The organism is Mycolicibacterium fluoranthenivorans (assembly GCF_011758805.1).
Taxonomy (GTDB): domain Bacteria; phylum Actinomycetota; class Actinomycetes; order Mycobacteriales; family Mycobacteriaceae; genus Mycobacterium; species Mycobacterium fluoranthenivorans.
This window is the reverse complement of the sequence record NZ_JAANOW010000001.1, coordinates 2,616,505-2,629,619: the sequence shown is the minus strand read 5'-3', so window position 1 is coordinate 2,629,619 and position 13,115 is coordinate 2,616,505. Positions and strand designations below refer to the sequence as shown.

Genomic DNA, 13,115 nt, shown 5'->3' with positions numbered 1-13,115 from the left:
GTCGCTGCGCTCCTGCCCTAGGAACGTAGACTGGACAACTGTCTGGTCACACTCATCGAGGAGCCGCCTAGTCATGCCTGTTGTCGTCGTCGCCACCCTGACCGCCAAGCCTGAGTCCATCGACCTCGTTCGTGACGCCGCCAAGACGGCGATCGAGGCCGTCCATTCCGAGCCGGGCTGCGAGCTGTACTCGCTTCATGAGGCCAATGGCACCTTCGTCTTCGTCGAGCAGTGGGCCGACGAGGAGGCGCTCAAGACGCACAGCACCGCGCCCGCGATCGGCGCGTTGTTCGGCACCATCGGCGAGCACCTCGACGGCGCACCGGATATCAAGATGCTCGCACCGGTGGTCGCCGGCGATCCCGCCAAGGGCAAGTTGCGGTAGGGCACCCGTGGCCGCCCTGACCGGCAAAGTTGCCTTCATCACCGGCGCCGCGCGCGGCCAGGGTCGCGCGCACGCGCTGAAACTGGCGTCCGAAGGCGCCGATATCATCGCCGTCGATCTCTGCGATCAGATCGCGTCGGTGCCCTACCCGCTGGCCACCCGCGACGACATGGCGGCCACCGTCAAGCTCGTCGAAGAGTCCGGCGCGCGCATCTTCGCCACGGAAGCCGATGTCCGCGACCGAGATTCCCTCAAGACGGCGCTGCGGGCAGGTACCGAGGCGCTCGGCGACCGGCTCGATATCGTGATCGCCAACGCGGGTATCGCGCCGATGGCCGACGAGAACGCCTGGCAGGACGTGCTCGACGTGAACCTCACCGGCGTCTACCACACCGTCGACGTCGCGATGAAGCCGATGATCAAGTTCGGCAACGGCGGGGCGATCGTGCTCACCAGCTCGGTGGCCGGACTGGTCGGTCTGGGCTCGCCGGTCGGCGGGTCGGTGGGCTACGCCGCGGCCAAGCACGGTGTCGTCGGCCTGATGCGGGTGTACGCGAATTTCCTGGCACAGTTCAATATCCGGGTGAACTCGGTGCATCCCGCGGGGGTGAACACCCCGATGATCGACAACGAGTTCACTCGGTCCTGGCTTGAGGGGATGGCGCAGCAGTCCTTCCGCGGACCGGATATGACCAACGCCCTGCCGGTGCAGACGCTGGAACCCGAGGACATTGCCAATGCGGTGTACTGGTTGGTGTCCGACGCGGCGCGCTACGTGACGGGGGTGGCGCTTCCGGTGGATGCGGGGTACGTCAACAAACGCTGAGCACAACAAAAGGGGGGCGGCCGATGGCAGGGAATCCGGAGGCGCAGACGGCTTTCGGGCCGATGGTGCTGGCGGCGGTCGAGCACCATGAGGCACCGCAACGCCGGTTGGTCGATGACGATCTGGCGCAATCTTTCCTGCCCGGCGGCATGCGCACGGTGGTCGGGTTGCTGCGCCTCGGCATGCTGCGCCGGGCGGTGGTCGCCGCAACCGAACGGTCCGGTCCCGGCCTGTGGGCCAGCATCGCCTGCCGCAAACGCTATATCGACGAACGGGTCTCCGATCCGGTCACCGAGTTCGACACCGTCGTCATCCTCGGTGCGGGCCTGGACACCCGCCCCTACCGGATTGCCCGCTACAGCGATCTCCCGGTGTTCGAGGTCGATCAGCAACTCAACATCGACCGCAAAACCGCCACGGTACAACGGGTTTTCGGCTCGGTACCGGCGTCGGTACGCCTGGTGAGCGTCGATTTCGAGCGGGATGACGTGGTCGCCGCGCTGGCCGCCGCTGGCTTCCACGACACCGGACACACCTTGTTCATCTGGGAGGGGGTCACCCAGTACCTCACCCCGCAGGCCCTGCATGCGACATTCGAGCAGCTGCGCGCCGTCGTACCCGGCAGCCGGATGATCTTCACCTACATCCGGCAGGACTTCATCGACGGCGCCAACCTGTACGGCGCGCGAGCGCTGCACCGCCGGTTCCGCGTACGCCGCCAGGTATGGAAATCGGGTTTCGTGCCGGAACGGGTCGAGGAGATCCTGGCCGGCTACGGGTGGCGGTTGATCGAGCAGGCCGGACCGAGCTACTACCGCGACACCTACATCCGTCCGACCGGACGGAAACTGACCGCCTCGCCCATCGAGTGGGCCGCCGTGGCGGTGCGGGTCTGATCAGACCTCGATCACCGTCGGCACGATCATCGGCTGGCGGCGGTACACCTCGCCGACCCACTTGCTCGGACAGCCGGTGTGATCTTTCAAGAGGCCCCCGAACTACCTCTGACGGCTGCCCTCACCCCTGAGCGGCAACATTGCGTCGGTGAAATGCAAGGCGAGCGACCGGCCGTTCGCCGAAGCCTTCCGTTAGGGCGGGGCGGTGCCAACCAAAGGCGCTGCGCCTCACACACCAATACGCGAACGTTTGCGGTGCCACCATGTCATCCAACCCATATGCACACACACGCCGCTATCCCCCAGTAACGACGATCAAACCGGCACTAAGACAACCGACGCCCAAACAATATCCGGCGTCTGATCTTTGCCCAATCCTCCCTTAGCGGGACCCTCACGCGATCCGAGGCCACTAGCCATCCGAGCGCTGAAAGTGTGACAACAAAAACCGTAAGGAGCCACCTCATCCAACTATCGTGAAGAAAGCTTGATACTGACCCGCTGAACGCCGCCAGCAACCCGCCAACCGGTAATGCAAAAAATGTCGCCAACCCCACGAAAAGCGCCAGCCGCTCCTGCCCTACGGTCCGCTCTTGTTGATACATTCGTTCGATATCGTGTTCGATCTGTTCAAAGAGCAAACCAGTTTCAAAGTGCGATACGAGACGATTAAACAGGGCTGCCATTACTGGCTGACGACTAATCTCCCAGAACATGAAGTTGCTACGAAAAAAGCGAAGTTCAGAATTGAGCTTTTCCAGCTTACCTAGCACACCATTACGCTTGGCACGCGCCTCAACTGACAATGCACCGAGCTGTACTGATATCTCACTAAGCCGAAGACTTTGATAGAGAGTGTAGATAAATAGCGGCAGATACATAGCCTCGACATTATGAACGAGGTGAGTTGTGGTGAATTCCGTTTCCGTTCCGATGAACGCAACATCATCCCAGAGAAAAAGTCCCGACCAGTCGCGCCAGTAGGCCAACCTACCTCGCTTACGGCTCGTATCTACCAAATCCTTGCCCGGATGGGAAATAGTCGAAAGGTCCTCACCTGTGATCAGCGAGATTAAATGCCCCTCCTCAGAACCCTCAATATTGCCGTATCGAATGCCATCATTCGCCAGATCCGGACCGATCGCTAAGCTCATCACACGAAAACTTGAAGCGTGCGTCTGCGCCCATTCATCCGCAATATCGGCATCAAATTCAGACAACAAATCGGCTAACATCGTCTGCCAGTTTCGTTCAAGATGACCTATTATGTGAAGCACCGGGGGATTCACCCGCAAACGCTCCCGGTAGTAGACCTTTTTTATACTTCGATGAACAACACCTGCATCCTCGACAGTTAACTTACTGGTTGAGAATTTGTATACTAGAAAGCCAAACCCAGAAGGAAACAAGAAAATATCTACCCATCCGACATCAACACTGATAGTAAAGTAAGTTTTGTCTGCCCGAAATACGGTCGCGCGACGTGGAAAGTACTTCAAATGTTCGGAACTACGTAAAGTCAATCGAACGGAATTGGTGCCGTTCCGATAGCCATCGAAGATGCACAAATCTGCTTCCTCAAGATCGCCCGCAAAGCGCGCGTAATGTGAATTCCTAGCGTGCGGCAGAAAAGCATAGGAGTCGCGCAACTCGCGCTCTAGCTGCGCATTCGTGAGACGGTGAGTGTAGTTGTCCCACATGCGCAATTCTGTTATATCCTGTAGTTGCGTCTTGAACGGATATACAAGATAGAATTCATGCCGACTCAAGGGACGACTTTCAGGCGCCCACCGCAACGGAGTATCGGCAATGGACTCGTCACCAACGGGCATCGGCATCTCGGTCGTCATTCGCCGGATACTACAGGCATTCAAAGCTGAGCGCGCGCAATATTAACTCGCGCATTTCTAGTGGGTTGGGCCTACCAGACCAGCCCACATCGGCACAGTCATTACTTCTGGAGCGGGATGCCCGTGGCCAACAAGTCCGCCTTCACCGAATGATTCGCCGTGATCGGCGCAGACCACAATGAGAGTTGGCATTTCCGCATTTAACAAGATGTCCAGGACTCGCCCCAACATCGTGTCAATCCACCGCAATGACTCCCGTTGTCGAGTACGTGCAGGCTGTAGCAATTCGATAAGTCTTCCCTCGGCAATCGCCGGATACCGTTTCTCGCCTTCCGACAACTGCATGATTCTCAACGCGTCACGGGTCGCCTCGTCGTCCGAACATCCGGGCGAGTGGTAAGGATAATGCGTTTCGCTCAGGTTCGCAAAGAGGAAGAACGGCACGGTCCCATTCATCTTTGCAACCGCCGTCTCGAGTGCATGCGCTGTAAACGCCACCGGGCCATCCTCGATTGCTTGGCCGGCACTCGGTCCGCAATATTCGAATGAATCGAATAGCGCGGGCAGAAAATTCGCTTCATTCCGTGGGTCAAAGAATTGGACGCCCCCAACCCCATGCACCAGATAGCCACGTCGGCCATAATGCTCGATAATTGTCGGAGTATCAATCCATTCGTAAACAGCTTTCGATGTCGGCCGCGCCGCTTGCGATCGCCATACCCGTGCATACCGGCCAAGATACAAGTGCGGTCCGGTCGGCACTGGAAGGAAACCTGAAAAGAATGATAAATGAGCTGGCAATGTAAACGTTGCGGTCGTATAACTAGGAATCAATCGGCCAATTCGATCCAGGTTCGGAGTGTGAGTCGATATCGCAGTGTCTAATCGGCAAGAGTCGAGAGTAATAAATAGCACGTTATCCTGCCGCATGTCAGATATACTTTCGCATTTCGGCCAACTTTGATCGTGTATGCGACGTGAGTGTAGCCGGCATTTCGTGTGCCACACCGTCCAGACCACAACATAGCATTTCTACAATTTGCAAGTCTATCTCTCCACATTGCAAAATCAAAGACATAATCGTCCGAAATGGTTCAGTAACGCCATCCAACAGTACGGTTAAGTACGAATCGCGATCCCATCTCGAAGCGGCGCCGGTCTTTAGATCTAGCGCGTTTCGCGCCGCACTGGTCCCGATTCCCTCGGCTACTTCAGCGTATCTGGAATCGCGATCCTCGCGCAACAACATTAGCAGAGTCTTCGCCTCCAGATACGAACGATAATTCGACTCTATAGGTCGATCCTTTTTACTTATCGACGAGGCGAAGCCAACTAGAGTAATCCACCGGTCACTTGCGCTACTGATATCGCCGGCCAAGTCGTCGTGACGTCTCACCGAAATTGTTAATGGGATTATCTGGGACAAAGTCCCCTGAAAGGACGACAAAGCAGAGTCGGACACTGATCCAGCAGGAATCATCAGATCTAAATCGCTGAACGTTTCCAACCGTCCTTCATCGAGATGAAAGTCACCGAACGCCCACGATCCGTAGAGCGCATCCGCCGGAATGCCCGCGCGTCTAATCGCAATCAGCACACTATTGGATAGTCTTTCACGCAGTCGCAAAACACTAGAAGTCATCGTGGTCAATCAGCAACTAATTCACTAACTGAATCAATGACCTGGTCAGGTCGATGCAGGAAAGGCTCACTATAGCCATTCCGCACCCAGATTGTAGCCATGCCCATCGCCGCCGCCCCGTCAATGTCCTCGTCGCCTCGATCTCCGACAAATACACAGCCATGTGCTTTAACTTGTAGCCGATCCAACACAATTTGGAATGCTCTTGGCTCAGGCTTGCGGACGAAGGTCTGGCTAGAATACGTACGGATAGGCAACAGTGCGATAAGGCCATCTCTAGCCAATAGGTCATCGTGCCAAGCTGCTGGCCAGATCGTGTTGCATACCATCGCCGTTTTGATGCCTTGTCGCCTTATACCTGCCAGAACCGTCGCTGCCGTATTGTTGTGCCGTATTAAAGTTGCCAGGACGCTAAGAAAAGATCCAATAAACAGCCGTCCGATATCTTCCGTGATCTCGGGATTTTCCGTTATACTCACTGCTCGCATAGTGAGCGAGCTTATGGTATCCCTAACGTTCGGTCCGGCTGACCAAGATTGTTCAATTAATTGCGATACCACGTCGGCAAACGAGTCAGCTATGCGACTCGGCAACACTTGGTTCGCAGCGAAATAAACGCACTCCCGCGGAGTATCGCCGAGGTACTGGGCCAAAGTGCCGCCCCAGTCGAATAGAACCGCATCGATTGGACGATCGGAATAGACTGCGAGAGTGTCGAGGGCTGCCCGTTTCACGGCGTAGGTAACACCGCGCTCAGGAGCTTATCTCGACCACAGTCGGTACGATCATCGGCTTCCGCTTATATGTCCTCGAAACCCAACGGCCAATGACTCGTCGCATCTCCCTAACGAGGTGCTCGGGAGTAACCTCACTATCTTCCAGGGCTTGCTTTACCGCGGCTTCTACCTCGATTGATACGGTTTCGAGGGCTGTCGAGTCCGCCGAGAACCCCCGTGCGTTAAGTACGGGCTTGCCCACGGTGCAGCGGGCATTGAGATCTACAGTGGCTATAGCAGAAATGAATCCATCCTCGCCGAGGATGCGCCGGTGCGAAATGGTCGTATCGTCGATGTCACCCACCACGCTCCCGTCAACGTAAACCATGCCTACAGGCAACTGACCGGCCGTCTCCAAAACGCCGTTTCGAAGGTCCATCACTAACCCATTTCGAGCCACCAGCACATTGCGTTCATCAATTCCAGTGAGCTTCGCCAATCTGGCATTGGCCGCTAGATGCCGCCATTCACCGTGTACCGGAACGACATTTCGAGGCTTTATCAAATTATAGAGAAATAATAGCTCGCCAGCATTCGCGTGACCAGATACGTGAATCGGATAGTCATTCTGCGTGATTACGCTAGCGCCCTTATGTATGAGATTATTAACTAGCCGGTACACCGCGGTTTCGTTACCCGGAACGAGAGAAGAGGCGAATAGTATCAAATCGCCTTCAGTGATCGAAATTTGTCTGTGCGTACCTTCTGCCATCCGCGCGAGGGCGGATAGCGGTTCGCCCTGCGAACCAGTACACACTATCGCGAGACGATGATCCGGCATGGTCGCTGCCTCACTAATAGATACTTCGGATCCACTAGGGACGACCAGCAAGCCACGCTCTTGTGCTATCGCAACATTTCGCAGCATAGACCTACCTACGAAACAGATGTTACGCTCGTTGGATATCGCGACGTCCACTGCTTGCTGAATACGGTGGATATTGCTCGCGAAAGAAGTCATAATCACGCGACCGCGAGCACGGCGCACCTGGTTGTCCAGCACCGGAGCGATATCTCGTTCGTATCCTACGAATCCCGGCACATCGGCATTTGTAGAATCGACCAGGAGCAGATCCACGCCCTCCGCGCCGAGTGCGCCAAATCTGGAGAGATCCGTTGTCACGCCGTCGATTGGGAGTTGATCGAGCTTAAGATCCCCCGTATGCAAAATAAGCCCCGCAGTGGTGCGAATGGCAATCGCCATGGAATCGGGAATCGAATGACATACCGAAATGAATTCACAGCGGTATGGGCCAAACTCAATATTCTGACCCGGAACGACCTCAATCGTCCGCGGTTTGAGACCTTTCTCCGCGCACTTTGCGCCCACGAGCGCAAGGGTGAACTCAGCACCGACAACTGGCAAATCCGGTCGCATCCGGAGTAGAAAAGGTATCGCGCCTATATGATCCTCATGGCCGTGTGTCAGGACCAGTGCTTCGATATCGGCCAACCTATCTTCGATAGCTCTCATATCGGGAAGGATGACGTCGATGCCCGGGTGCTCGGACTCAGGGAACATCACACCACAATCGACGATAAGAAGACGGCCTTGCGACTCAAACACTGTCATGTTGCGGCCGATCTCGCCGATGCCGCCTAGAGAGTAGATTCTTAGGGCATTTATGTCGTCCTCAGCCAGAGGCATTGGCGCTGCAATGGTCACCAGACGCAGCCTACACAAGCAGTGATCGCCCATCCGGCTGGCAGGCTCTGGAAAAGGGGCGTGCTCAATAGCCCAGTAGCGACTAGCACAACACGCCGGCGGCGCGCAGATCAGCGGCCAGCTTCTCGACCTCGGCCGGTTCGGCGGGCACCTGCGGCAGCCGTGGATTGCCGACCTCGATGCCTTGCAGGCGCAACGCTTCCTTCGACATCGTCACCCCACCCAATCGGGCCTGCGCCTCGCAGAGCGGCCCCAATCCTGCATTGATCTTGCGTGCGGTGGCGATATCGCCGGAGTTGAAGGCGGACAGCAACTCTCGCAGCTGCCCGGCAGCCACATGGCCCCAGACGCTGATGAAGCCGGTGGCACCCATCGCCAGCCACGGCAGGTTCAGCGCGTCATCGCCGGAGTAGTAGGTGATACCCGTCTCGGCGATGATCTGACCGCCGCCGTGCAGATCGCCCTTGGCGTCCTTGACCGCGACGATGTTCGGGTGCGCCGCCAGGGTGCGGATGGTGTCCCACTCGATGGGGACCACCGAGCGCGGCGGGATGTCGTAGAGAATGACCGGCAGGTCGGTGGCGTCGGCGACGGCGGTGAAGTGGGCCACCAGCCCGCGCTGGGTCGGCCGTGAGTAGTACGGCGTCACCACCAGCAGACCGTGCGCACCCGCGGCGGCGCTGGCCTGGGCCAGGTGCACGCTGTGGGCGGTGTCGTAGGTGCCGGCGCCCGCGATGATCCGTGCGCGGTCTCCGACTTCCTCCAGCACGGCCTCAAGCAGGGCGATCTTCTCGTCGTCGGTGGTGGTCGGCGACTCCCCGGTGGTCCCGGAGATCACCAGGCCGTCACATCCGGAGTCGACCAGATGCTTGGCCACCTTCTTCGCACCAGCCAGATCAAGCGAGCCGTCCGGGCCGAACGGCGTCACCATGGCAGTCAGCAGGGTGCCCAAACGCGCGCTGACGTCGATTCCGGTGGTGCTCACGGGGGCAAGATTACCCGGTGGTAGGTCCCATTTATGCATCCCGGGGGTGGTCAGAGCCGGACGCCGGCCGTGCGGGCCTGCCGACGCGGCGTTAGGGTCGCGCATGAGCCTTGCCCGCCGTCTCCTCGACGTGATCGATCTCGATGTGCTGCCGCTCACCGAACGAGGGGTGAGCGCCGGGAACAAGGTGTTCGGCGCGGCGATCCTGCGCAAGGACGACCTGTCCCTCGTGATCGCGGGGACCAATGACGAGACCAGTAATCCGCTGTGGCACGGCGAGGTGCACACTCTCAAGCAGTTCTACGAGCTCCCCCAGCATCCACCGACCGCAGAACTGCTCTTTGTGTCCACCCATGAACCGTGCACGATGTGCATGTCGGCGATCACCTGGGCTGGTTTCGACAATTTCTATTACTTCTTCAGCCACGAGGACTCCCGGGATGCTTTCGCCATCCCCCACGACCTGTTGATCCTGAAAGAGGTGTTCGGTCTGGAGCCCGGCGGTTATCGACGCACCAATGCGTTCTGGACGGCGTACTCCATCCCCGAGTTGGTGTCCGCCGAAGAGGAACCGCTGCGCACCGAGCTGCTGGCCCGGCGCCAGTTGATCGAGGACCGGTATGCCGTGTTGTCGGTGCAGTACCAGGAATCCAAAGATGGCAACGAGATTCCGTTGAGTTAGCGGCGAACGGGCCCGGCCGGATTCACTCCACGAGCACGCCGGCGCGGCGCATCGCCGTGGAGATGTTCTCGAAGTCGATGGCCACATGCGCACGCGCCAGCGCCTCGGCATCGTCACCGCGACCGTCGGCGATCGCGTCGATGAGGTGCTCGTGCTCACGCAAGGCCCGAATCTCCATCTGCCGCATGGTCTCGGGTTCGCCCCACACGTGCGCGGGCGCACCGATGCTCACCGAGGCCTCCAGTTCCAGCAGCACCTGTTTGAGGACGGCGTTGTGCGCCGCGTCCATGATGGCCAGGTGCAGCGCACTGTCGGCCTGTTGTGCCGCCAGTCCGCTCTCGGCATCGCCGTACGCGGCCAGCCGGTCCCGCAACATGGCGATATCGCCGTCCGAACGGGATTCGGCCGCCGCCCGGCAGACCGCGCCGTGCAGCCGGCAGATGGCGTCGCACCGGTCACGTAGCTCCCCGACCCGGATGGTCAGCGTGCGCCCCACCGAGTCGGTGGAGGATTCCGGCCATTGCAACAGCACGTAACTTCCGCCACCGCGACCCCGCCTGGTTTCGACCAGTCCCCGCTCGACCAGCCGGGCCAGCGCCGCACGTACCGTCATCCGGCCGACACACAGGGCCGCGGCGAGATCTCGTTCGGACGGCAGCCGCGCCCCGGGCAGGTACTCCCCGATGGCAATGGCCGTGACCAGCCGATCGGTGATCTCGTCCACCCGCGAAGGCGACTGAAGCCGGCTCTCCAAGAGTCCGGGCATGCCCACGCCGACCGACCGGGTCATCGCGGCACTCCCTTCCACAGTCATTGCGCACAGTATCGATACCGAATGTTAAAAGCTGATTAATGGTCTTGCAGCGAGACCTTTAACGTCCCATGCTGAGCCTCATGCCACGTTTCACCCGCATGGTCCCGTTCCGCGAGCACGAGACCTGGGTCCAGATCACGACCCCCGACAACCCGCGCCCCGCGGCGCTGCCCCTGATCGTCCTGCACGGCGGACCCGGGATGGCGCACGACTACGTCGCCAACATCGCCGCACTCGCCGACGAGACCGGCCGCACCGTGGTGCACTACGACCAGATCGGCTGCGGCCGCAGCACCCATCTGCCCGACGCGCCGACCGACTTCTGGACCCCGAAACTGTTCGTCGAGGAATTCCACGCCGTCCGGACCGCGCTGGGCATCGAGTCCTACCACGTGCTGGGACAGTCCTGGGGCGGCATGCTCGGCGCCGAGATCGCCGTCCTGCGACCCGACGGGCTGGCGTCGCTGACCATCTGCAACTCCCCGGCGTCGATGCAACTGTGGGTCGAGGGCGCAGCCGAACTGCGGGCGCAGCTCCCCGCCGACACGCAAGCCGCCCTGGACCGCCACGAGGCCGACGGCACCGTCACCGATCCCGAATACCTGGCCGCCACCGAAGAGTTCTACCGCCGCCACGTCTGCCGGGTGGTGCCGATGCCCAAGGACTTCGCCGACAGCGAGGCACAGATGTTGGACGAGCCCACCGTCTACCACACCATGAACGGCCCCAACGAGTTTCACGTCATCGGCACGATGCGCCACTGGACGGTGATCGAGCGCCTGCCCTCGATCACCGCACCCGTGCTCGTCGTCGCCGGCGAATTCGACGAAGCCACCCCGGCGACGTGGCAGCCCTACGTCGACCACATCCCCGACGCCCGCAGTCACGTCTTCCCCGACACCAGCCACTGCACGCACCTGGAGAAACCCGAGGAATTCCGCGCGGTGATCGCGGATTTCTTGGCCCTGCACGATCTGGCCGCCGACGCCCGGGTCTGATCCCCACCACCAATCCGACAGGACACACCCATGGCCACCACCTCCGCCCACCTCACCACCGGTGAGGGGCAACGCAGCCTCGAATCATTCGGGTACAAACAGGAACTCAACCGGTCGATGTCGACCGTCGACCTCATCGTCTACGGGCTCGTGTTCATGGTGCCCATCGCGCCGTGGACCATCTTCGGCACCGTGTACAACAGCGCCTCCGGCATGGTGCCGCTGGTCTATCTCATCGGCCTGGTCGCCATGGTGTTCACCGCACTGGCATACGCACAGATGGCCAAGTCTTTTCCGCTGGCCGGCTCGGTGTTCGCCTACGTGGGCCGCGGCATCCACCCCGGGCTCGGATTCTTCGCAGGCTGGGCCATCCTGCTGGACTATCTGCTGATCCCCACCTTGCTGTACGTGTTCGCCGCAGAATCCATGATCGGCCTCTTCCCGGGTACCCCGCGCTGGGTGTGGGCCGTCGTCTTCGTGGTCGTCAACACCGTCATCAATCTGCTGGGCGTCGGGTCGCTGAAGATCGTGAACCGACTGTTCCTGGCCATCGAGCTGGTGTTCCTGGTGGTGTTCGTGGTCATCGCGGTGCGCGCCATCAACGGCCAGACCCTGCCCCATGTCATGTGGAGCACCACACCAATCTGGAACTCGGGCGCCATCAGCGCCCCGCTGATCGCGGGCGCCCTGTCCATCGCCGTGCTGAGCTTCCTCGGCTTCGACGGGATCTCCACGCTGGCCGAGGAATCCACGGGCAAGCGCAATCCCGCGGGCCGCGCGATGATCATCGCGTTGTTCGTCGTCGCCGGCCTGTTCATCGCCCAGACCTGGCTTGCCAGCCTGCTCGCCGGCGGCCGCGAATCCTTCAGCGACGACGAGGTCGGTAACGCCTTCTTCCTGTTGGTGCAGGCCGCCTCGAACACCGGTTGGATGAACGCGTTCTTCGTGGTCAACGTGCTGGCCGTGGGATTCGCGAACGCCATGGCGGCTCAAGCCGCGACCAGCCGGCTGCTGTTCTCGATGAGCCGGGACCGTCAGCTGCCGGCATTCCTGTCCATCATCAGCTCACGCCGGGTGCCGTTCGCCGCCATCCTGGTGGTCAGCGCGCTGAGCCTGGTGCTGGTGCTGTTCTTCGTGGGCCAGATCGGGCTGATCTCCTCACTGGTGAACTTCGGCGCCCTGTTCGGGTTCTGCCTGCTGCACATCTCGGTGGCCTGGTACTACCTGGTGCGCCAGAAGTCGAAGAACTACCTGCTGCACCTGGTGGTGCCCGCGGTGGGCTTCATGATCATCGCCTACGTCCTGTTCAATGCCGATCCACTGGCGAAGATCGGCGGCCTGGTGTGGCTGGCGATCGGCGCCATCGTCTTCGGCGTCAACGTCGCACGCGGCCGGCGCGCATCGGTCCCCGTCCACGACGCGTAACCGCCGCCAGTCAACCGCGGAAAGCGATATCGCCGGCGATCGCCGGCGGTATCGCTTTCCGCTCTCGAGCGCCCGGACCCGACGCCCGCACCGCTGCCCGGGAAAGGCATAGCCGCACCGCTGCATTCGACCCGGCCGTCTCTTCAGCTGTGAAATTCCTCAGAAAATGA

Annotated in this window: 12 protein-coding genes; 6 read left to right on the top strand and 6 right to left on the bottom strand. The window is 60.2% G+C overall.

Annotated features, from left to right (window positions below):
* Window positions 1-73 precede the first annotated feature (73 nt).
* The 3 genes from FHU31_RS12685 to FHU31_RS12675 are packed head-to-tail and all read left to right on the top strand — an operon-like array spanning window position 74 to window position 2,107.
* Window positions 74-385: a putative quinol monooxygenase gene (locus FHU31_RS12685; RefSeq protein ID WP_090356591.1), complete on the top strand. Its 312-nt coding sequence runs from the start codon at window positions 74-76 to the stop codon at window positions 383-385.
* A gap of 7 nt (window positions 386-392) precedes the next feature.
* Window positions 393-1,211: a mycofactocin-coupled SDR family oxidoreductase gene (locus FHU31_RS12680; RefSeq protein ID WP_090356593.1), complete on the top strand. Its 819-nt coding sequence runs from the start codon at window positions 393-395 to the stop codon at window positions 1,209-1,211.
* 23 nt (window positions 1,212-1,234) lie between these two features.
* A complete protein-coding gene (locus FHU31_RS12675; protein ID WP_167158744.1) occupies window positions 1,235-2,107 on the top strand; it encodes an SAM-dependent methyltransferase in 873 nt (290 codons plus the stop codon).
* A gap of 326 nt (window positions 2,108-2,433) precedes the next feature.
* On the opposite strand, the gene FHU31_RS12670 is transcribed toward FHU31_RS12675, so the two are convergent.
* The 5 genes from FHU31_RS12670 to dapA form a co-directional block, all read right to left on the bottom strand.
* The gene (locus FHU31_RS12670; protein WP_167158742.1) at window positions 2,434-3,957 is read right to left on the bottom strand and encodes a hypothetical protein; all 1,524 of its coding nucleotides are present in this window, start codon (window positions 3,955-3,957) and stop codon (window positions 2,434-2,436) included.
* A gap of 57 nt (window positions 3,958-4,014) precedes the next feature.
* On the bottom strand, window positions 4,015-4,887 hold the full coding sequence (locus tag FHU31_RS12665; protein ID WP_167158740.1) for a sulfatase-like hydrolase/transferase: 873 nt from the start codon (window positions 4,885-4,887) through the stop codon (window positions 4,015-4,017).
* Between the two features lie 717 nt (window positions 4,888-5,604).
* Window positions 5,605-6,333: an HAD family hydrolase gene (locus tag FHU31_RS12660; RefSeq protein ID WP_337788915.1), complete on the bottom strand. Its 729-nt coding sequence runs from the start codon at window positions 6,331-6,333 to the stop codon at window positions 5,605-5,607.
* 19 nt (window positions 6,334-6,352) lie between these two features.
* Window positions 6,353-8,041 (bottom strand): ribonuclease J, encoded by a 1,689-nt coding sequence (locus FHU31_RS12655; protein WP_263988096.1) that lies wholly within the window; start codon window positions 8,039-8,041, stop codon window positions 6,353-6,355.
* Between the two features lie 82 nt (window positions 8,042-8,123).
* Window positions 8,124-9,065, bottom strand: coding sequence for a 4-hydroxy-tetrahydrodipicolinate synthase (gene dapA / locus FHU31_RS12650; RefSeq protein ID WP_208410924.1), 942 nt, complete (start codon window positions 9,063-9,065; stop codon window positions 8,124-8,126).
* 64 nt (window positions 9,066-9,129) lie between these two features.
* Between dapA and FHU31_RS12645 the strand changes: the two genes are divergently transcribed.
* Complete coding sequence (locus tag FHU31_RS12645; RefSeq protein WP_167158734.1) at window positions 9,130-9,708, top strand: tRNA-specific adenosine deaminase; 579 nt, start codon at window positions 9,130-9,132, stop codon at window positions 9,706-9,708.
* Window positions 9,709-9,730: 22 nt separating this feature from the next.
* Here the strand turns inward: FHU31_RS12645 and FHU31_RS12640 are convergent, their stop codons facing one another.
* Window positions 9,731-10,498 (bottom strand): FadR/GntR family transcriptional regulator, encoded by a 768-nt coding sequence (locus tag FHU31_RS12640; RefSeq protein ID WP_167158732.1) that lies wholly within the window; start codon window positions 10,496-10,498, stop codon window positions 9,731-9,733.
* 104 nt (window positions 10,499-10,602) lie between these two features.
* On the opposite strand from FHU31_RS12640, the gene FHU31_RS12635 reads away from it, so the two are divergent.
* On the top strand, window positions 10,603-11,520 hold the full coding sequence (locus tag FHU31_RS12635; protein ID WP_237683028.1) for a proline iminopeptidase-family hydrolase: 918 nt from the start codon (window positions 10,603-10,605) through the stop codon (window positions 11,518-11,520).
* Window positions 11,521-11,550: 30 nt separating this feature from the next.
* The gene (locus FHU31_RS12630) at window positions 11,551-12,945 is read left to right on the top strand and encodes an APC family permease (RefSeq protein WP_167158728.1); all 1,395 of its coding nucleotides are present in this window, start codon (window positions 11,551-11,553) and stop codon (window positions 12,943-12,945) included.
* Window positions 12,946-13,115: the final 170 nt, after the last annotated feature.